General features: G+C 70.0%; 16 protein-coding genes. 12 read left to right on the forward strand and 4 right to left on the reverse strand.

Annotation, left to right across the window (positions count from 1 at the left end; all coding sequences use genetic code 11):
* Positions 1-417 precede the first annotated feature (417 nt).
* Positions 418-1,623: a cystathionine beta-lyase gene (gene metC / locus CCZ27_RS12475; RefSeq protein ID WP_096448603.1), complete on the forward strand. Its 1,206-nt coding sequence runs from the start codon at positions 418-420 to the stop codon at positions 1,621-1,623.
* Between the two features lie 22 nt (positions 1,624-1,645).
* Here the strand turns inward: metC and CCZ27_RS12480 are convergent, their stop codons facing one another.
* Positions 1,646-2,230: a c-type cytochrome gene (locus tag CCZ27_RS12480; protein ID WP_096448605.1), complete on the reverse strand. Its 585-nt coding sequence runs from the start codon at positions 2,228-2,230 to the stop codon at positions 1,646-1,648.
* 102 nt (positions 2,231-2,332) lie between these two features.
* Between CCZ27_RS12480 and CCZ27_RS12485 the strand changes: the two genes are divergently transcribed.
* The 3 genes from CCZ27_RS12485 to CCZ27_RS12495 are packed head-to-tail and all read left to right on the forward strand — an operon-like array spanning position 2,333 to position 5,807.
* Positions 2,333-3,184 carry an AAA family ATPase gene (locus CCZ27_RS12485; protein ID WP_096448607.1) on the forward strand — a complete coding sequence of 284 codons (852 nt, stop codon included), beginning with the start codon at positions 2,333-2,335 and terminating at the stop codon, positions 3,182-3,184.
* A 15-nt stretch (positions 3,185-3,199) separates the two neighbouring features.
* Positions 3,200-4,609, forward strand: coding sequence for an EAL and HDOD domain-containing protein (locus CCZ27_RS12490; protein WP_096448609.1), 1,410 nt, complete (start codon positions 3,200-3,202; stop codon positions 4,607-4,609).
* Between the two features lie 19 nt (positions 4,610-4,628).
* The gene (locus CCZ27_RS12495; protein ID WP_096448611.1) at positions 4,629-5,807 is read left to right on the forward strand and encodes a vWA domain-containing protein; all 1,179 of its coding nucleotides are present in this window, start codon (positions 4,629-4,631) and stop codon (positions 5,805-5,807) included.
* A 137-nt stretch (positions 5,808-5,944) separates the two neighbouring features.
* Here CCZ27_RS12495 and CCZ27_RS12500 read toward each other — a convergent pair whose 3' ends face one another.
* On the reverse strand, positions 5,945-6,457 hold the full coding sequence (locus tag CCZ27_RS12500) for a MarR family winged helix-turn-helix transcriptional regulator (RefSeq protein ID WP_232516369.1): 513 nt from the start codon (positions 6,455-6,457) through the stop codon (positions 5,945-5,947).
* A gap of 486 nt (positions 6,458-6,943) precedes the next feature.
* Here CCZ27_RS12500 and CCZ27_RS12505 point away from each other — a divergent pair, with 486 nt between their 5' ends.
* The 6 genes from CCZ27_RS12505 (at position 6,944) to CCZ27_RS12525 (ending at position 15,710) form a co-directional block, all read left to right on the forward strand.
* The gene (locus CCZ27_RS12505; RefSeq protein ID WP_096448615.1) at positions 6,944-8,140 is read left to right on the forward strand and encodes a methyltransferase; all 1,197 of its coding nucleotides are present in this window, start codon (positions 6,944-6,946) and stop codon (positions 8,138-8,140) included.
* 99 nt (positions 8,141-8,239) lie between these two features.
* Positions 8,240-9,484, forward strand: a complete 1,245-nt coding sequence (locus CCZ27_RS12510) for a nitronate monooxygenase (protein WP_096448617.1) — start codon at positions 8,240-8,242, stop codon at positions 9,482-9,484.
* A gap of 34 nt (positions 9,485-9,518) precedes the next feature.
* Positions 9,519-9,764, forward strand: coding sequence for a hypothetical protein (locus tag CCZ27_RS24320; RefSeq protein WP_232516370.1), 246 nt, complete (start codon positions 9,519-9,521; stop codon positions 9,762-9,764).
* Complete coding sequence (locus CCZ27_RS12515) at positions 9,752-10,918, forward strand: efflux RND transporter periplasmic adaptor subunit (protein WP_232516372.1); 1,167 nt, start codon at positions 9,752-9,754, stop codon at positions 10,916-10,918. Before CCZ27_RS24320 ends, CCZ27_RS12515 begins: the two co-directional genes overlap by 13 nt.
* Positions 10,915-14,007, forward strand: coding sequence for an efflux RND transporter permease subunit (locus CCZ27_RS12520; protein WP_096448621.1), 3,093 nt, complete (start codon positions 10,915-10,917; stop codon positions 14,005-14,007). Before CCZ27_RS12515 ends, CCZ27_RS12520 begins: the two co-directional genes overlap by 4 nt.
* Before the next feature lie 50 nt (positions 14,008-14,057).
* Positions 14,058-15,710 carry a flagellar assembly protein A gene (locus CCZ27_RS12525; RefSeq protein ID WP_096448623.1) on the forward strand — a complete coding sequence of 551 codons (1,653 nt, stop codon included), beginning with the start codon at positions 14,058-14,060 and terminating at the stop codon, positions 15,708-15,710.
* A 97-nt stretch (positions 15,711-15,807) separates the two neighbouring features.
* On the opposite strand, the gene CCZ27_RS12530 is transcribed toward CCZ27_RS12525, so the two are convergent.
* A complete protein-coding gene (locus CCZ27_RS12530) occupies positions 15,808-16,701 on the reverse strand; it encodes a DMT family transporter (RefSeq protein WP_096448625.1) in 894 nt (297 codons plus the stop codon).
* A 174-nt stretch (positions 16,702-16,875) separates the two neighbouring features.
* Here CCZ27_RS12530 and CCZ27_RS12535 point away from each other — a divergent pair, with 174 nt between their 5' ends.
* Both CCZ27_RS12535 and CCZ27_RS12540 read left to right on the forward strand, forming a co-directional pair.
* Positions 16,876-17,316, forward strand: coding sequence for a GatB/YqeY domain-containing protein (locus CCZ27_RS12535; protein ID WP_096448627.1), 441 nt, complete (start codon positions 16,876-16,878; stop codon positions 17,314-17,316).
* A 55-nt stretch (positions 17,317-17,371) separates the two neighbouring features.
* Positions 17,372-18,589: an MFS transporter gene (locus CCZ27_RS12540; RefSeq protein ID WP_198363117.1), complete on the forward strand. Its 1,218-nt coding sequence runs from the start codon at positions 17,372-17,374 to the stop codon at positions 18,587-18,589.
* 60 nt (positions 18,590-18,649) lie between these two features.
* Here the strand turns inward: CCZ27_RS12540 and CCZ27_RS12545 are convergent, their stop codons facing one another.
* A complete protein-coding gene (locus tag CCZ27_RS12545) occupies positions 18,650-20,563 on the reverse strand; it encodes a diguanylate cyclase domain-containing protein (protein ID WP_096448631.1) in 1,914 nt (637 codons plus the stop codon).
* Positions 20,564-20,840 lie beyond the last annotated feature (277 nt).

The raw sequence follows: 20,840 nt of genomic DNA on the forward strand, positions 1-20,840 counted from the left end.
CGGGCCTCAGGAAAACCGCCGGGCAGTGGCAGGGATTACGATTCGTTTGTCCGCCGCGCAGGCTTCCCTTGATCTTCCGAGGTGCAAAGCCGGGGATTTCCAGAGCCGGCGAGGACATCCAAGCCGAGCGAAGCAAAGGCGAGTAAGCAAAGAGGCGAGTTCCGCAGCCGGCGGCGGGAAGACCCGGCGCGCTCGTCCCGACGTCGGCGGAAGCGATCGGCACGGATTCCCCCAGACACTCCGAGAAGCCACTTCACGAAGCCCCACCACCGTCAAGCTGGCCGTGGCGGGTGTTCGTGGAATGGGCGAGGACTGTCTGAGCGAGCGCAGCGAGCGAGTTCCGCAGCCCATGGAACGAACACCCGCCGCGGCCGGCGGTTAGAACCCCACCCCACCTCAGAGCCCTACCCCACCCTCATGCCCGAACAACACGACGACCACTTCGCCACCCGCCTGTCCCACCTCGCCCGCCCCGGCACGCGCGTGCACGGCTTCGTAAACCCGCCGCTGCACCGCGGCTCCACGGTGCTCGTCCCCTCGACCGCCGCGCGCCGCGAGAGCTGGAAGCACCGCTACGACCAGTACCTGACCTACGGCCTGCACGGCAACGAGACCCACCACGCGCTCGAGAACCTCATCGCCGACATCGAGGGCGGTACGCGCTGCCAGGTCGTGTCCTCCGGCCTGGCGGCCAACTGCATCGCGCTGCTCGCCTACCTTCGCCACGGCGAACACTGCCTGATCCCGGACAGCGTGTACGGGCCGGTGCGCAGCTTCTGCGACGGCGTGCTCGCCGGCCGCATGGCGGTCGAGGTCGGCTACTACCGGCCCGACCTGGCCCCGGCCGAACTCGAAGCGCTCGTCCGCCCGAACACCCGCGTGCTCTACCTCGAAAGCCCGGGTTCGCACACCTTCGAGATCCAGGACGTGCCCGCCCTTGCGGCGTTGGCGCGACGGCGCGGCCTCAAGGTCCTGATGGACAACACCTGGGGCCTGCACTTCTTCCAGCCCTTCCGGCACGGCGTCGACGTCTCCATCCAGGCGCTCACCAAGTACGCCGGCGGGCATGCCGACGTGCTGCTCGGCAGCATCGTCACCCGTTCGGACGAAGACTGGCGCGCGGTGCGGCAGACCGCGCTGCTCTACGGCCAGTACGCCAGCCCGGACGACTGCTGGCTCACCCTGCGCGGCCTGCGCACGCTCAACGTGCGCCTGCGGCAGCAGATGGCCTCCGGCCTGGAAGTGGCGCGCTGGTTCGCCGCCCGGCCCGAGGTGCTGCGCGTGCTGCACCCCGCCCTGCCCGGCGCGCCGGGCCACGACATCTGGCGGCGCGACTTCGACGGCGCATGCAGCCTGTTCGGCGTGGTGTTCCGGCCCGAATTCGGCGAGACGCGGATCGACGCCATGATCGACGCCCTGCGCCTGTTCGGCATCGGCGCTTCCTGGGGCGGCTTCGAGAGCCTGGCGCTGCCCACCTACGGCAGCGTCGTGCGGACCGCGGCCCCGCTGGACCTGGGCGGTCCGGCGGTGCGCTTCCACGTCGGACTCGAGGAACCGGCCGACCTGATCGCCGACCTCGAACGAGCCTTCGGCCGGCTGCACGAAGGGGCGGGCCCGGCCTGAGGCGGGCCGCACCGCCGGTCCGCTACCGCTTCACGAACAGTCCGGGCTGCGACGAGAACCACACGGCCAGCGCCTCCATGTCCCGCTTGCTCAGGCTCTCGACCTGCGCCGCCATGATGGGATTCTTGCGCCGGCCGGCCTTGTAGTCCTGCAGGGCCTGGTAGATGTAGTCCTGGTGCTGGCCGGCGATGCGCGGAAAGGCGGGCGCCGGACTGTTGCCGTCGGGACCGTGGCAGGCGGCGCAGACCTGCGCCTTGTCGTTGGCCGCGGGCGTCGCCGCCGGCGCCGGCGCGCCCGCGGAATAGTAGGCGGCGATGTCGGCCATGTCCTGCTCGGACAGGCCCTCGGCGATGCCGCGCATCGTCGGATGGCTGCGTTCGCCGCTCCTGTAGGCGGTGAGCGCGCTGACGATGTATTCGGAGTGCTGGCCGCCGAGCTTGGGAACGGGATAGACGTCGGGGTAGCTCGTCCGATAACCCGGGATGCCGTGACAGCCGATGCACATCGACAGTTTGGTCTTCGCTGCCTCCGCATGGCCCTCGGCGGCATGGGAGGATGACATGAAGGCGGACAGCGCCGCCGCCAGCAGCAGATGTGATCGGATCATTGTGTCTTGTCTCCGTGATGGGTGGACGTCGTCGCGGCCGGTCCGCATTTTTTGCGTAACGCTAGACCTATAATTGCACGGAATTAATCAGAGGAATCCCCGATGTCCGAACTTCGCTTCGAAGGTTCGCGCGACTATGTCGCCACGCCGGATCTGATGCTGGCGGTCAATGCCGCGATCCGGCTGCAGCGCCCGCTGCTGATCAAGGGCGAGCCGGGAACCGGCAAGACCATGCTCGCCGAACAGGTCGCGACGTCGCTGGGCCTGCCGCTGCTGCAGTGGCACATCAAGTCTACGACCAAGGCCCAGCAGGGGCTCTACGAATACGACGCGGTCTCGCGCCTGCGCGACTCGCAACTGGGCGACGACCGTGTGCGCGACATCGGCAACTACATCGTCAAGGGCGTGCTGTGGCAGGCTTTCGAGGCCGAGGCGCCGACGGTGGTGCTGATCGACGAGATCGACAAGGCCGACATCGAATTCCCCAACGACCTGCTGCGCGAACTCGACCGCATGGAATTCCACGTGTACGAGACGCGCCGGACGATCCAGGCGCGCCACCGCCCCATCGTCTTCATCACGTCGAACAACGAGAAGGAACTGCCCGACGCCTTCCTGCGCCGCTGTTTCTTCCACTACATCAAGTTCCCGGACCGCGACACGATGCAGCGCATCGTGGACGTGCATTTCCCCGGCATCCGCAAGGCGCTGCTGAGCGAAGCGCTGGAGGTGTTCTTCGGCCTGCGCGACATCCCCGGCCTGAAGAAGAAACCCTCGACCTCGGAACTGATCGACTGGCTGAAGCTGCTCGTCGCCGAGGACATCCCGGCCGAGGCGCTGCGCTCGCCCGACCGCGAGGTGACCGTACCGCCGCTGCATGGCGCGCTGCTGAAGAACGAACAGGACATGCACCTGTTCGAACGGCTGGTGATGATGGCGCGGCAGAACCGCTGAGGCCGGGGAAGCGACATGCTGAAAGCCATCCTCGACTGGCTGTTCGGCCGCCGCCGGCGGCCTGCCACGGCCACCGCAGGCCGAAGCCCGGCCCCCGTCCCGCCCCGCGACAGCGATCCTGCGGGCTTCCAGACGCTCAACCGGACGGCCCCGCTGCGCAGCGAGGGCGACGCCGCGCCGGCGGAACTCGACGCCAGCACCGTCTTCGTGTGCCGCGAAGCGGTACTCGGCCGCGACCAGCGCATCGCCGGCTACCAGTTCATGCTGCAGGAAGGCACGCGCAACCGCATCCGCCACAGCAGCCGGCGGGTCCACCACCTGTACGCCGAAGTCCTGGTGCGCAACCTCGCGCGGGCAGACATCGGCACGCTGATCGGGCGCCGCTTCGCCTTCATCGACGTCCCGGATTCGTTCCTCGAGCACCCCTGCCTCACCGGGTTGCCGCCGCACAAGACGGTGCTGGTGCTGGGCACCCATCCGGACCCGGGCGCCCCCGGCATCGATGCCCTGCGCGAAACGATCGGGCGCCTGCGCGTCACCGGCGTGCGCATCGCCCTGCCCGACCCGACGGTCGTGCGCGAATTCGAGCCGCTGCTGCCGCAGGCCGATTTCGTCATGCTGCGCGCCCCGGCGCTGGATGCGCGCCGCAGCCTGCAACTCGCCTCGCAGGTGGTCGAGGCGGCTCCGCAGGCGCGCCTGCTGGTGCGCGATCTGCCTGGACTGGAGGATTTCCGCTTCTGCTTCAAGCTGGGCGCCAGCCTCTTCCAGGGCCCCTTCATCACCAGCCGGGAGAACTGGGACGATCGCGACCTCGGGCCGAATACCGCGCGCCTGACGCGGCTGATCGGCAAGGTCAGGACCGACGCCGACACCAGCGAACTGGCCGGCCTCCTGAAGGAGGACGCGGCGCTGTCGCTGCGCCTGCTGCGCTACATCAACGCCGCATCCAACGGCCTGGCCGAGTACGTCTCCTCCATCGAGCGCGCGGTCGTGGTGATCGGCCGCGAAAAGCTGTACCGCTGGCTGATCCTGCTCGTGTGCGGCACCGACGGCCGATCCGGCCGCAGCTCGGCGGCCCTGGAGAGCGCCCTGGTGCGCGCTCGCATGCTGGAACTGCTCGGCGCCGAGCGGGAAAGCGCCGAGCGCGAGGCGCTCTTCCTCACCGGCCTGCTGTCACTGATCGACGTCATCCTCGAAGTGCCGATGGAAAAGGCGATCGCGCCGCTGGCCCTGCCACCCGAGATCGAACTCGCGGTGCGGCATGGCGAAGGCCCCTACGCGCCGCTGCTCGAACTGGCCATCGCCTGCGAACAGTTCAACGCCGAACGCATCGTCAGCGCCGCGTCGCGCTGCGGCGTGCCCCCGCACACGGCCTCCGAGCGGCACCTGAAGGCGCTGTCCTGGGCAGTGGCGATCGGGGAATGACGCCGGCCGGAGGCGCACGATGCTGATCGACTTCTTCCTGCACCTGAAGGCGCGCAAGCTGCCGGTATCCACGCGCGAATTCCTGACCCTGCTCGAGGGCCTGCAGCAGCGGGTGTGCGGGCATTCGCTCGACGAGTTCTACTTCTACGCACGCGCCTGCCTGGTCAAGGACGAAAGCCACTACGACCGCTTCGACCAGGCTTTCGGCGAGTACTTCCGCGGCGTGACGGAGATCCCCGGGCTGGACGTGGACCTGCCCGAAGAATGGCTGCGCGCGATGGCGAGGAAACACCTCACGCCCGAGGAGCGCGCGAAGCTCGAGAAGCTGGGCTGGGACAAGCTGATGGATGAGTTCCGCAAGCGCCTGGCCGAGCAGAACGGCAGGCACGAGGGCGGCAGCAAATGGATCGGCAGCGGTGGCAGTTCGCCCTTCGGCAACAGCGGTACCCATCCCGAGGGCATCCGCGTCGGCGGCGAATCGGCCGGCAACCGCAGCGCGGTGAAGGTGTGGGACAAGCGCGAGTTCCGCAACCTCGACGACGGCGTGGAACTGGGCATCCGCAACATCAAGGTGGCGCTGCGCCGGCTGCGGCGCTTCGCGCGCGAGGGGGCGAGCGAGGAACTCGACCTGGACGGCACCATCGCCGCTACCGCACGCAATGCCGGCTGGCTGGACCTGCTGATGCGCCCCGAGCGCCACAACGCGGTGAAGGTGCTGCTGTTCCTCGACGTGGGCGGTTCGATGGACGACCACGTGACGGTCTGCGAGGAACTGTTCTCCGCCTGCCGCAGCGAGTTCAAGCACCTCGAATACTTCTACTTCCACAACTGCGTGTACGAGGGCGTGTGGCGCGACAACCTGCGCCGCCATCGCGAGCGCACCGCGGTGATGGACGTCATCCACAAGTACGGCCCGGACTACAAGCTGATCTTCGTCGGCGACGCGACCATGAGCCCCTACGAGATCCTGCAGCCGCACGGCTCGGTCGAGCACATGAACGCCGAACCCGGCGCCACCTGGCTGCGCCGCCTGCTCGATGCCTATCCGGCCGCGGCCTGGCTGAATCCGGAACCGGAGCGCCTGTGGAGCTACCGCCAGTCGATCGGCATCGTCCACCAGCTCGTCGGCGGCCGGATGTTCCCGATGACGCTGGACGGCCTCGCGCGCGCGATGCAGTCGCTGTCGAAACGGCACTGAGAAGGCCCGCGGCGGCGAGCGTGTCCGCGCTCGCGGCATCACGCACCGCCCGGCCCCGGCGGGCCGGCACGACAAACGCCGCCGCTCCCGCCGCGTTCAGTCGCAGCGGCGCCCGCGGACCATCGCCACGGCCGGGCTCATTCGGCAAAGGGCAGCGGCTGCATGCCGAAGCCGGCGTCCAGGTCCTTGATCTGGCGCAGCAGCGCGTCGAGGTCGTCCTGCAGGTCGCGCAGGGACTCCTGGTCGAGCAGGCGCAGTGCCTCGGGCAGCACGCCGCGCGCCGGCGACGGCGCACGCGCCAGCAGCGCCTCGCCCTGCTCGGTGAGGTAGAGCCGCACCACGCGCTGGTCGGCGCTGGTCCGTTCCTTGCGAATCATTTCGGCGCCTTCGAGCCGGTCGATCATGTTCGAGGCGGTCGACTGATGGAGCGCCATGCGGTTGGCCAGTTCGCCCACGCGCAGTCCCGGCACTTCCTTGAGTTCCTGCAATGCCCACAGTTGCGCGCCGGTGACGCCGCTCTGGCGCTCGATCCACTGGGAATGGCGCTGGGCCGTGCGGATCAGCACCCGGAAACGCTGCAGCACCGACAACGGCGACACCTGCGCAGCCTTCTCGCCCATCGTCCTGGATCTCTGTTGCAGCTCCACCATGAAACTTTGCTCCTGCCATATCCGCGAAAACAACGATTGCAAAAAACTAACCACACAGCGTTCTTCATATGGTAGCGAATTCCGGCAGCCGCGGTGCCGGGCGTCGCGTGTCCGCATGAACTAGTCCGCACGGGGCGTGCATTTTTCCACGCCGGCCCCGCCGGAGCGCCCGCGTCCGTTTCCGCGTCGCCGGACGGCCGCGGCAACATGCGGCGGAAGAAGCCCGGGCAGGCGCGTTCCGCTGCTGCCGGACGCATGGGATGCGGCCGTGCCGGTATCCGGCACGGTGGCCTTTCTCGCGGCGATGACGCAGACTCCGGCCACTTCCCCGACTACCGTCCTCGTCATGGAAATGACCGCCAGATCCCGGTTACCGATCCCGCCGACGGCCGCCTCCATGGTCGCCGGCATTTCGCGCCCGGCTGAGTCGCGTGCACCGTCCGCCTGCCCTGCACCACCCCGCGCCGCCGCCCGGAGCCGCAGGCGATGAACCGGACCGACGACTGCGCGCAGCCGGCGCCAAGGCTGACCTGGGAAGAAGACGGCGCCACCCGCAGCGCCCGCTGGCGTTCGGAAAGCGGGCTGCCGCCGCCGCGGCGGGTCGTCGTGGCCGACGACCGCCTCAATGCCGATGCGGCCTATCGCCTGGCCTGCGAAGGAACAGCCATGCTGTGGCGCGGCGACTACCACAATGCCCGCCAGTTGCTGCAGGCGATGGCCAGGCGCGGCGCGCACCGGCCGCGCAAGCCGGGGAGCGCCGACGGCGGCGTCCGACCGCCGGCCGAAGCCTTCCACCTGCACCGCCAGGCCCAGGCCCAGCGGGCGCGCACGCTGGGCATGCTGCTGATCCCCTTCGACGCGGATTTCGGCATCCCGCTGCGGCGCGCCCCGGACGCGCGCGCAGCCTGCGCCCAGGCGTGGGATGCGGACGGCGAACCATCCGTCGCCTCGCTGCGCGAACTGCTCGGCCTGATCGGCGCCAGCGAGTGGCACCGCCAGGGGGTCGAAGTGCCGGCCCTCGGCGCACGCATCCATCCCTGCTACGGGGTGTTCTCGCCCGTGCGCGGCGAATACGTCGATCTGGTCGCGGCCGCGCCCCTGCCGTCGCAGGCCCTCGCTTTCGACATCGGCACCGGCAGCGGCGTACTGGCTGCCGTGCTCGCGCATCGCGGCGTGGCGCACGTGGTTGCCACCGACCAGGACGGGCGCGCGCTCGCCTGTGCCGCCGACAACGTCGCGCGGCTCGGCCTGGCCGGGCGGGTCGACGTCGTGCGCGCCGACCTGTTCCCCGATGGCCGCGCGCCGCTGGTGGTGTGCAATCCGCCCTGGCTGCCCGCGCGTCCGACCTCGCCGCTCGAGCATGCCGTCTACGACCCCGACAGCCGCATGCTGCGCGGCTTCCTCGCCGGGCTTGCCGCCCACCTCGCGCCTGCCGGAGAGGGCTGGCTGATCCTGTCCGATCTGGCCGAGCATCTCGGACTGCGCAGCCGCGGCGAACTGATGGACTGGATCGCGGCGGCCGGCCTCGAGGTCGCCGGCCGGCTCGATGCGCATCCGCGCCATCCACGCGCCGGCGACCGGAGCGACCCGCTGCATGCGGCGCGCTCGGCGGAGATCACCTCGCTGTGGCGCCTCGCGCCGACGAAAGCGCCGGCATGCCGATCCGCTGCGGGTCCGGCATGAAAAATTGGACGCCGCGCACGCAATTCGCGCAGGTCGCGCACCATCTGCAGGCCCGGTCGGGCGATAATGCCGGACTGCAAAAATTTGGACTCGGATGCAATGAAGCGCGTTGATGATTTCCGCCTGCAGTTCGGCAACAGGGAACTGGTGCCGATCATGGTGGGCGGCATGGGGGTCGACATCTCGACCGCCGAACTCTCCCTCGAGGCCGCCCGCCTCGGCGGGATCGGGCATATCTCGGACGCGATGCTCCCGACGGTTTCCGACCGCCGCTACAACACCAAGTACGTCAAGAACAAGCTCAAGCAGTACAAGTTCAACGTCGAGAATCCCGACAAATCGGTAGTGCAGTTCGACCTCGGGCTGGTGGCCGAAGCCACCGCCACCCACGTGCGGCGCACGATGGAGGCCAAGCGCGGCGACGGTCTCATCTTCATCAACTGCATGGAGAAGCTGACCATGAACAGCCCGAAGGAAACCCTTCGGGCCCGCCTGCTCGCCGCCATGGACAACGGCATCGACGGCATCACGCTGGCGGCCGGCCTGCACCTGGGCTCGTTCGCGCTGATCGAGGAGCATCCCCGCTTCAGGGACGTCAAGCTGGGCATCATCGTGTCCTCGCTGCGCGCGCTGCAGCTCTTCCTGAAGAAGAACTCGCGCACCGGCCGCATGCCCGACTACGTCGTGGTGGAAGGGCCGCTCGCCGGCGGCCACCTCGGCTTCGGCCTGGACTGGGCGGAATACGACCTGGCGACGATCCTGATCGAGGTCCGCGACTGGCTGAAGGCCGAGCAGCTCGACATCCCGCTGATCCCGGCCGGCGGCATCTTCACCGGCAGCGACGCGGTCGGTTTCCTCGAGCTGGGCGCGTCGGCGGTGCAGGTCGCCACGCGCTTCACCGTCACCCGCGAGTGCGGCCTGCCCGAGGACGTCAAGCAGGATTACTTCAAGGTCAGCGAGGACGAGATCGAGGTGAACCAGATCTCCCCCACCGGCTATCCGATGCGCATGCTCAAGAGCAGCCCGGCGATCGGCAGCGGCATCCGTCCCAACTGCGAGGCTTACGGCTACCTGCTCGACTCCAAGGGCAATTGCCAGTACATCGAAGCCTACAACCGGGAGGTCGCCGCGCATCCCGATGCGAAGAAGGTGAAGGTGTGGGACAAGACCTGCCTGTGCACCCACATGCGCAACTTCGACTGCTGGACCTGCGGCCAGTACACCTACCGCCTGAAGAACACCTCGCGCCGGCAGGAAGACGGGAACTACCAGTTGCTGAGCGCCGAGCACGTGTTCCGCGACTACCAGTTCAGCACCGACGGCCGCATCGCGCTGCCGGAGTGAGCCCGGCCCGGCAACACCGATCCTCGAGCCTGCCATGCGCGCAAGACCCTTCCTCGTTCCGGCCGTGATTGCCGCCTTCGCGGCGGCGGCCGCGCTGATCGCCTCGACGGCCGCGGAGCGGGCGCACGCCCAGCCCAGCCCGATGCCCACCGAATGCGTGTGCTCGCGCGGCGTCAACCTCGGCACCGACAGCGCACCGGTCGTGATCCGGCACTGCCAGTGCGGCATCCTGAACTGCGCGGTGGTGGTGAGTTCGGGACAGTTGCAGTGCAGCAAGTGAAGGTCCGGCGAAGAAGGATCGCGGCGGTCCTGGCCGCCTCGGCACTGGCCGCCGGCATCGTCGCGGCCATCGCGGCGCCGGGCGGCGAGAACGCCCCGGAGCCCGGCCCGGCGGGCCGCGTCCGGCCCGCCCTCACCGTCGCCGGGACCGTGCCGGAACGGGCCGAATGGCCCCGGCTGCTGCCGGCCACCGGCAACATCTCGGCCTGGCAGGAAGCGGTCATCAGCGCCGAGATCAGCAATTACCGCCTGACCGCGGTCGACGCCGACGTCGGCGACCGCGTCCGCAAGGGCCAGTTGCTCGCGCGCATCGCCGAGGACACGGTGGCCGCCGAGCTTGCCCAATCGACCGCCGCGCAAGCCGAGGCCCAGGCCGCGCTGCAGGAGGCGCGGGCCAACGCGGAGCGCGCGCGCCAGTTGCACGGCAGCGGCGCGATGAGCGACCAGCAGATCCGCCAGTACCTGAGCGCGGAGCAGACCGCCGCCGCACGCCTGCAGGCGGCCCGGGCCAGGGTGCAGGCCGACCGGGTGCGGCAGGCGCAGACGCGGGTGCTGGCGCCCGACGACGGCATCGTGTCGGCACGCACCGCCACGGTGGGCTCGCTGGCGCAATCCGGCGAGCCCCTGTTCCGGCTGATTCGCGGCGGCCGGCTGGAATGGCGCGCGGAAGTCCCCGAGGCCGCGCTGGGGCGCCTCGTCCCCGGCACCCCCGCCACGCTGACCGGCCCCGACGGCGCCATGGTGCGCGGCAGGGTGCGCACCGTGGCGCCCACCGTCGATCCCGGGACCCGCAACGGCATCGTCCACGTAGACCTGCAGCCCGCGGCCGAAGGCGGGGCGGTGCTGGCCGGCATGTTCGCGCGCGGCGAATTCGAGCTGGGCCGCGACAGCGTGCTCACCCTGCCGCAGTCCGCCGTGCTGCTGCGCGAAGGCTTCGCCTACGTGTTCCGCCTCGAAGGGCCGGGCGAAGGCGGCGAGGCGCGCGTCGCCCAGGCCAAGGTGAAGATCGGCCGCCGCGTCGGCGAACGGATCGAGATCGCCGACGGACTGGCGGCCGACACCCGCGTCGTCGCGCAGGGTGTCGGCTTCCTCGCCGATGGAGACACGGTGCGCGTCGCCGACGCCGCCCGGACCCCGGGGACGGCAGCGCGATGAACGTCTCCGCATGGTCGATCCGGAACCCGATTCCGTCGATCCTGCTCTTCCTGCTGCTGACCGTGCTGGGCCTCATCGGCTTTCGCGCGATGAAGATCCAGCAGTTCCCCGACATCGACCTGCCCACCGTGGTAGTGACCGCCTCGCTGCCCGGCGCCGCGCCCGCGCAACTGGAAACCGAGGTCGCGCGCAAGCTCGAAAATTCGATCGCCACCGTGCAGGGCGTCAAGCACATCTACACCAAGGTGCAGGACGGACTTGCCACCGTCACCACCGAATTCCGCCTCGAGAAGCCGACGCAGGAAGCGGTCGACGACGTACGCGACGCGGTGGCGCGCATCCGTTCCGACCTTCCGGGCGACCTGCGCGACCCGATCGTGTCGCGCATAAACGTCTCCGGCGCCCCCATCCTGACCTACACGGTGGCCTCGGACCGCATGGACGACGAGGCGCTGTCGTGGTTCGTGGACAACACCGTGGCCAAACGCATGCTCAGTGTCGCCGGCGTCGGCGCCGTGGCGCGCGTCGGCGGCGTCAGCCGCGAGCTGCGGGTGGAACTGGACCCCCGGCGCCTGCTGGCGCTGAAGGCGAGCGCCGCCGACATCTCGCGCCAGTTGCGCCTCATCCAGCAGGAGGCGGCGGGCCGCCGCGCCGACATCGGCGGCATCGAACAATCGGTGCGCACCATCGCCACCGTGCGCTCGGCCGAGGAACTGGCGGCGATGGAGATCGTGCTGCCGGACGGCCGCCGCGTGCGCCTGGACCAGCTCGCCACGATCAGCGACACGGTGGCCGAGCGCCGTTCGGCGGCGCTGCTGGACGGCCGCCCGGTGGTCGGCTTCGAGATCACCCGCAGCCGCGGCGCCGGCGAGGTCGAGGTGGCCGACGGCGTACATGCCGAACTTGCGCGGCTGCAGGCCGAGCATCCGGACATCGCCATCACCGAGGCGTTCAACTTCGTCGATCCGGTGCAGGAGAACTTCGACGGCTCGATGTCGCTGCTGCTCGAAGGGGCGGCGCTGGCCGTCGCCGTCGTCTGGCTCTTCCTGCGCGACTGGCGCGCCACCGCGGTGTCGGCCACCGCGCTGCCGCTGTCCGTGCTGCCGGCCTTCGCCGCGATGTGGCTGATGGGCTTCACGCTCAACGTCGTCACGCTGCTGAGCCTGTCGCTGGTGGTCGGCATCCTCGTCGACGACGCCATCGTCGAGATCGAGAACATCATGCGCCACCTGCGCATGGGCAAGACGCCCTACGACGCGGCGATGGAAGCGGCCGACGAGATCGGGCTGGCGGTGATCGCCACCACCTTCACGCTGATCGCGGTGTTCCTGCCCACCGCCTTCATGAGCGGGGTGGCCGGCAAGTTCTTCGTGCAGTTCGGCTGGACGGCGGCGATCGCGGTGTTCTTTTCCCTCGTCGTGGCAAGGCTGCTGACGCCGATGATGGCGGCCTATCTGCTGAAGGCGCCGCGCGGCGGGCATCACGAGCCGGGCTGGCTCGGCCGCTATCTCGGCTGGGCGGACTGGTGCCTGAAGCATCGCCTCGTCACCATGCTGGCCGCGGTCGCCTTCTTCGTCGGCTCGTTCGCGCTGGTGCCGCTGCTGCCCACCGGCTTCATCCCGCCCGACGACCTGTCCCAGACCCAGGTCCACCTGGCCCTGCCGCCGGGCGCCACGCTGGAAGAAAGCCTGGCCGTCGCCGAAGAGGCGCGCGTGATCGTGCGGCGCAATCCGCACGTCCGGCTCGTCTATACCGCGGTCGGCGGCGGCGCCGCCGGTTCCGACCCCTTCACGCCGCGCGGCGCGGCCGAAGTGCGCAAGGCGACGCTGACGATCAACCTGACGCCGCGCGGCGAGCGCGGCGGCATGCGCAAGCAGGACGTCGAGAACGCGCTGCGCGAGGCGCTGGCGGCACTGCCCGGCGTGCGCGTGCAGGTGGGCCTGGGCGGCTCGAACGAGAAATACGTGCTGGTGCTGGCGAGCGAGAACGGCGAGGCGCTCGCCGAGCACGCCCGCCAGGTCGAGCGCGAACTGCGCACCCTGCCGGGCATCGGCAACGTCAACACCACCGCCAGCCTGGTGCGGCCGGAGGTCGTCGTGCGACCCGACTTCGCCCGCGCCGCCGATCTCGGCGTCACCGCGGCGGCGATCGGCGACACCTTGCGCATCGCCACCACCGGCGACTACGACCAGGGCCTGCCCAAGTTCAACCTGTCGCAGCGCCAGGTCCCCATCGTCGTCAAGCTGCCGGCGCAGGCGCGGCGCGACTTCGCGCTGCTCGAACAGCTCAGCGTGCCCGGCACGCGCGGCCCGGTGCCGCTGGGCAACGTCGCCACCGTCGCCATCGACAGCGGCCCGGTGGAGATCGACCGCTACGACCGCCTGCGCAACATCAACTTCGAGATCGAACTCAACCAGCAGCCGCTGGGCGAGGTCGAAAAGCAGGCACTGGCCCTGCCCGGCATGCGCGACCTGCCGCCCGGCGTGATCCACACCACGGTGGGCGACGCCGAGGCGATGAACGAACTCTTCGCCAGCTTCGGCCTGGCCATGCTGACCGGCGTGCTGTGCATCTACATCGTGCTGGTGCTGCTGTTCCACGACTTCGTGCAGCCGGTCACCATCCTCGCGGCGCTGGTGCTGTCGGTGCCGGGCGCCTTCCTGGCGCTGTTCGTCACGCACTCAGCGCTGTCGATGCCGTCGATGATCGGGCTCATCATGCTGATGGGCATCGCCACGAAGAACTCCATCCTGCTGATCGACTACGTGGTGCTGGCGCGCCGCGAGCACGGGCTGAGCCGTTTCGAAGCCCTGCTCGACGCCTGCCGCAAGCGCGCCCGGCCCATCGTGATGACCACCGTGGCGATGGGCGCCGGCATGATGCCGATCGCGCTCGGCCTGGGCACCGACCCGAGCTTCCGTGCGCCGATGGCCATCGTCGTGATCGGCGGCCTGATCACCTCGACCTTCCTCAGCCTGCTGGTGATCCCGGTCGTCTTCACCTATGTGGACGACGCCATCGAAAAGATGAAGCACCTGCGCCGCGGCCGGCGGGCATGGAAGAACGAGAATCGCGCAAGCGCCGGTTGACGCGACTACAATGCCGCTCACGCGCCGCGCGCATGCAATCCGTTTGACGCATGAAAGACGACAGCCCCGACGGCCCCGAACTCACGCTCACGCTCGATGAGGACGCACGCGTGCTCATCGCCGCGCTCGGCCACGACCCGCATTTCCCCAGCATCCAGGCGACATGGCTGCGCGACCGCCTCGCCGCCGCGGGCTACCAGGCGCTGCGCATCCGCCCGGACGCGATCCGCGGACTGATCGCGCAGTACAACGCCGGCCGGCCGGTGGAGGCGACCGCGATCGCCGACGTCGTCGACGGCAGCCTGCAGATCACCGTCCCTGCCGACGGCCTGACCGCCATGCTGAGCATCTTTCCGCCCCAGGGCGGCAATCCGGTCACGAGTGCGATGCTGCTCGACGAGATCAGCGCCAGGGGCATCACCGAGGGCATCCTGGTGCCCGAGATCAATCGCGCGATCGGTACCGGCGAGGCGTGCGAACTGGTGATCGCCCGCGGCCGCGAGCCGGTCGCCGGCGAGGACGGCCGCCTCGAGTGCCTGCTGCCCGAGGCGCGCGACCGCGTCCCCAACATCCGTCCCTCGGGGCGCACCGACTACCGCGACCTCGGCGACATCCTGGTCGTGCGGCAGGGTGATGCGCTGATGCGCCGCCATCCGCCCACCGGCGGCACGGAGGGCCTCAGCGTGCTCGGCCGGCCGCTCGCGCCCCGGCCCGGCAAGGAGACGCGCTTCCCGGCCGGCCTGCGCGGCACGAGCGTGTCGCCCGACGACCCCGATCTCCTGATCGCCGCCTGCGACGGCCAGCCCGTCCGCATGCGCGGCGGCATCGTCGTCGAGCCCATCCTGACGCTGAAGTCGGTGGACATGTCCACCGGCAACATCAGCTTCGACGGCAACGTGAAGGTGCTCGACGACGTCACCGCGGGCATGACGGTGCGCGCGACCGGCGACATCGAGATCGGCGGCACGGTGGAGCCCGCCACGCTGGAGGCCGGCGGCAGCATCGTGGTGAAGGGCGGAGTGATGGGCGCGCTGGGCAGCAAGACGGCGGGCAAGGACGACGCCGCCCACGGCATCCGCTGCGGCGGCAGCTTCTCCGCCACCTATATCCAGCAGGCACGCGTCGACGCCGGCGATTCGATCTTCATCGACGACGTCGCGATGCAGTGCGAACTCACTGCGGCGAACCACATCCGCGTCGGCAATCATCGGCGCGGGCACATCATCGGTGGGGTGGTGCGCGCCTCGCTGTCCATCCAGGCGCGGGTGATCGGCGGCGCCAACCGCGTCCGCACCGAACTCGAGATCGGCAGCAGTCCCGCGCTGGCCCAGGCCATGCACCAAAAGATCGAAGAGCGCGACCAGAAGGAAAACCAGTTGCTGGAGGTGGGCAAGCTGCTCACCCTCGCGGATCGCAACCCCGGCCGCGTACCGCCGGACGTCGTGGCCCGCGCCGAGCAGACGGCGGCCACCCTGGCGGCGGAGATCGAGGTTCTGCGCAACGACGAGGCAGACCTGCGCTACTGCCTCGACCTCGCCCTGCAGGCCAGGGTGGATGCCGAGCGCGAGATCCACGACGGCGTGACGATCACGCTGGGCGAACAGAAGCTGCGCATCACGCAGCAGTTCGGCCCCTCCACCGTCCGCCTGGCCGAATGGGGGCTGGGCGTCTTTCCGCTCGTGGAGGACAAGGGGCGCGGCTGAGCCGCCCGGACCGGCGCGGCGGTCGCCCCGCGACGTGCGCCGGCGGCGAAAGCGCGGGCTTCCTCCCGGCCGCCCGAACGGTTTTCGCCATGCGGCCTCAGCGCCGCGGCCCCCGGCGCAGCACCGCCCAGGTCGACGCCGCGACGATCAGCGCGCCGCCGGCCCAGGCCGGCGCACCGAAATGCTCGCCCAGCCACAGCATCGCGAACACCGCGCCGAACAGCGGCTCCGTGCCGCTCAGCAGGGCCACGCGGGTCGGCGTGCTGTGGTTCAGCGCATAGTTGTTGGCGAAGAAGGCGAACACCGTGCAGCCCAGCACCAGGTAGCCGGTGGCGATCCAGAACGAAGACGCCGACGGCAGGGGCGGCAGCCCGCCGGGCATGGCCAGCGCCAGGCAGCCGAAGCCGACCACGCCCGTCTGCACCGCGGTCAGCGCCAGTGCCGGCGCCGGCCGCTTCCACATCATGCGGCTGGTGAGGCAGACGATGACTGCACGCAGCACTGCCGCCGCCAGCATCAGCGCGTCGCCGAAACCGAGCCGCGCATCCGGTCCGCCGCCGAGCAGCGCCGCCCCCAGCAGCGACACCGACGCGCACACCAGCGCGGTGCCGCCGGGCCTGCGCTGCAGCAGCCACCATTCGGCGAAGGGGGTCAGCACGATGCACAGGCTGATCAGGAAGGCGGCATTCGCAGCCTTGGTGTTGGCCACGCCGAAGGTCTCGCACAGCATGATCGCCAGCAGCAGCAGGCCCAGCGGCAGGCCGGCGCCGATGGCGTTGCGCCGCTCGTCCGGCCTGGCCATCCACAAGGCCGGCAGCAGCAGCACGCAGGTCAGGATGAAGCGCACCGCGAGAAAGCCGAGCACCGGGTAGTAGGCCAGCGCCAGCTTCGACACGCCGTAGCTGGTCCCCCACACCAGCGCGACGAGGATCATCAGCACGTCGGGCAAACTGAACGGCGGCGCGGGGTGGGCGGAACCTGCAGGGCGCATGGGCGGGCCGGGAAGCGGCAAAAGGGGCGATTATCCGGGCGCAGGGCGCGACATGCACGAGCTTCTCGCGCGCCGCGGTACACTGTCGCCCCGTACCGCTTCACGGGCGGCACGCCGGCTGCCTGCGGCAGCGCCGCGGCACACGACGCCGCCCCGACATTCCTGGAGTTCCCCATGAGCCTGCTGTCCCAGTTGAAGAAAGACGCCCTGCTCGCGCGCAAGTCCGCCGCCGGCGTGCGCGCCACCCTGCTCACCACCCTGATCGCCGAGGCCGAGATGGTCGGCAAGAACGCCGGCAACCGCGAGAGCAGCGACGAAGAGGTGCAGGGTACGATCCGCAAGTTCCTGAAGAACAACCAGGAAGCACTGGCGGTGATCAAGGACGAGGAACGCCGCGCGGCGCTGCAGGAAGAATCGGCCATCCTCACCGGATACCTGCCGCCGATGGCGGGCGAAGCCGACGTGAAGGCGCTGATTGCCGAGACCGTTGCCGGCCTGGCTGACCGCAGTCCGAAATCGATGGGCGTGGTGATGGCCGCGCTGAAGGCGAAGTTCGGCAGCGGCTTCGACGCGAAGCAGGCCAACGCCTGGGTGCGCGAAGCGCTCAACGGCTGAACGCCACCCTCCTCCCGCGGCCGCCCCGGGCTGGCCGCCGTCCCGGATGAATCGAATGCAAAGCCAGTCTCCCCGCCCGCTCGCCACGGTCCTGCTGTTCGCCGCGCTCATCGTCTGCATCTCGATGGGAATCCGGCACACGATGGGGCTCTTCCTGGCGCCGATGACGCAGGAACAGCAGTGGAGCCGCGAGGTCTTTTCCCTCGCGATCGCGGTGCAGAACCTGGCCTGGGGAGCGTTCCAGCCCTTTGCCGGGCTGCTCGCCGACCGCTTCGGCGCACGCCGGGTGCTGTGGGCGGGAGCCGTCCTCTATGCGCTGGGCCTGGCCGGCATGGCCTGGTCGGCCACCGGTACCGGGCTGGCCGCCAGCGCGGGCGTGCTGATCGGCCTGGCACAGAGCGGCACGACCTACAGCGTGGTGTTCGCGGCGATGGGGCGCATCGTGCCGCAGGCGCGCCTGAGCTGGGCGATGGGGCTGGTCGGCGCGGCAGGCTCGTTCGGCCAGTTCCTGATGGTGCCGATGGCGGCCGGCCTGATCGACGGCCTGGGCTGGTTCGGCACCCTGCTCGTCTTCGCGGTCACGGCAACGCTGATGGTGCCGCTGGGCGCCGCCCTGACGCGCGGCCTGACGCCCGCCGCGGCCCATGCCGGCCAGTCGGCGCAAGCCGCGATGCGCCAGGCCGCCGGCGAACGCTCGTTCCAGTTGCTGGCGCTGGGGTTCTTCGTCTGCGGCTTCCAGGTGGTGTTCATCGGCGTGCACCTGCCCGCCTACCTGCTGGACAAGGGGCTGTCGGCCAACGTCGGCATGACCGCGCTGGCGCTGATCGGCCTGTTCAACATCGCCGGTACCTATGGCTACGGCCACCTCGGCAACCGCTACCCGAAGCGCATGCTGCTGGCGTCGATCTACTTCCTGCGCAGCATCGTGGTCAGCGTGTTCCTGCTGGTGCCGCTGACGCCGCTCGCCGTCTACCTGTTCGCCGCCGTCATGGGCCTGCTTTGGCTGTCGACCGTGCCGCTCACCAACGCGATCGTCGGCCAGGTGTTCGGCATGCGCTATTTCGGCATGCTGTCGGGCGTCATCTTCTTCAGCCACCAGGTCGGCAGCTTCCTCGGCGTGTGGCTGGGCGGAAGGCTGTTCGACGCCACCGGCTCCTACGATCTGGTGTGGGGCATCGTGATCGCGCTGGGCGTGGTCGCAGCGCTCGCCCATCTGCCCATCGACGAGCGCAGCCTGGCATCGCGCGCCGCCGCGCCCGCGGCCGGCCGCTAGCCGGCGCGCCGCGCCCGGACCAGGCGGCAACCGAAAGGCCGGGAGCGCCCGCCGCTTACCTCAGCCGGGCACCGTCCCGCCGGGAGCATTGCCGGCGATGAAGAAGCGATAGCCGTTGCGGCCGGCCTGCTTGGCATCGTACATGGCGATGTCGGCGCAGCGGATCAGGGTCTCGACGTCGGACGCATGATCGGGGTAGACGCCGATGCCGATGCTGGTGCCGAGACGGATCTCGCGACCATCGACGGTGAAGGGGCTGCCGAGCGCATCGACGATCTTGCCGGCGACGCGGGCGGCGGGTTCGGGCGTCTCGATGCCTTCGAGGATCACCACGAATTCGTCGCCATGCACCCGCGCCACGGTGTCGCCCTCGCGCACGGTCAGGCGCAGGCGCTCGGCCACCGCCTTCAGCAACTGGTCGCCTATCGCGTGGCCGTAGCTGTCATTGACGGGCTTGAACTTGTCGAGGTCGAGGAAGAGCAGCGCGACCCGGTCGCGCGCCCGCCTGGCCTGGCGCAGGGCGTGCCCGAGGCGGTCCTGCATCAGGATGCGGTTGGGCAGGCCCGTCAGTTCGTCGTGGTAAGCCAGCGTGCGGATCCGCGACTCGGCCTCCTTGCGCGCCGAGATGTCGACGATGAGGCCGCTGTAGTGAGTGACGCGCCCGTCCTCGTCGCGCACGCCGGCAAGCGACACCCAGGCGTCGAACACCGTGCCGTCGGCCCGGCGCAGCGGCATTTCGCCCTGCCATTGCCCGTCGTCGTCCACCTTGCGCCAGATGGCCGCGCAGTCGGCATCCACCGCGTCGCCGGCATCGAAGCCGCAGCAATGGCGGCCCAGCACCTCCTCGGCCTGCCGCTGCAGCATGCGGCAGCCGGCGGGGTTGAGCCCGATGACGCGACGGTCCGCGTCGAGCAGCAGGATGCCCTCGCCGCTGGAGCTGAAGATGCTCGCCGCCAGCGCCAGGCGCTGGGACTGCCCGGCGATGCGCCGCGACAGCGGACGGATGGCGACCAGGGTCAGGGCGCCACTGGCCAGCATCAGCAAGACGATGGCCGCGACCGGCCAGTACAGCTCCCGGCGGACGCCTTCATACAGGGCTGCGCGATCGATCGTCACCGCCAGTTGCCAGTCTTCCATCTTCGGCATCGCCGAGGCGAAGAGCTGGCGCTGCCCGTCTCCCGGGACGGACGCGGTGCCCGCCGCCAGGTCGGGCAGCCCGTCCAGCGCGGCGCGCACCGGATCGTCGCCGGCGACGACGAATCCGGCCCCGTTCGGCGCGAACTGCACGAGCCGGCGGTCGGCGCGGTGGAACAGATAGACCTGCGCGCCGCGCGCATATGGCGTCGCGTTGAGGGTGGAAAGGACCTCGCGCAGCGCGGACAGATCGAAGGCCACGATGTCCGTCCCCACCCGCAGTCCTTCGCGCGTCACGATCGCGGCGGATACGATCAGCACCTCCTGCCCCAGCAGGTGGAAGGGGCCGTGCTGCTCGGGTGTGCGTGCGTCGGTGGCGGGAATGCGCCATAGCGCCTGCGGGATGGTCTTGCCGATCGCCACCGCCGGATACCCCTCGCGATCGAGGCGCAGCAGCCCCGCCACCAGCGGCGACTGTTCGAGGGCGTCCCGCAGCCGCGGAATGCTGAAAGCCTCCAGTTCGCTGCGGGAAAGACGCCCTTCGTTGTAGTGCTCCAGCGCCTCGCGGATCTGGGACCGGCTGGTGAGCTGCGCGGTGATGCTGGCGAAATTGGCGAACAGGTGGCCGACCGCCTGCGCCTGGATCTGCACGTGGTGGCCCACCGCCAGATCCACGTTGCGCCGCAACTGGCCGTACATCGGAATCAGCGTGGCGAGCCCCACCAGCACCGCCGTCAGGCCGACGCCGATGCATTCGAACAGCCGGATGCGGCGCTGGAGCAGCGACAACGACTGCCTGCCGTCGATCGCGGATTGCGGGCCGATGGAGGAATTTGTCATAGCCCATTGTGGCACAGAGCCCGGAACGCGAGATGCGGGATCTCGGGACGGATGCCGCGACGAACATGGGGCGGCAGCAACGGCTTGCGGGAGCGGCGCGACGCGGGCCGGCCAGCCGTCATCGGCAATCCGCCCGCAGGCCGTACCCCGTTCGGGCACGATGCGGCGGATGGCGAGGAACTCATCGGCCCCGCCGCCACTCATCAACGAAGTTCCCGATTGCCGGTCCACATGCGGCCGCTCCCGGGCCAGGGCGGTTGTTGCTGATCCGGCAATT

This window comes from Thauera sp. K11 (assembly GCF_002354895.1).
Taxonomy (GTDB): Bacteria; Pseudomonadota; Gammaproteobacteria; order Burkholderiales; family Rhodocyclaceae; genus Thauera; species Thauera sinica.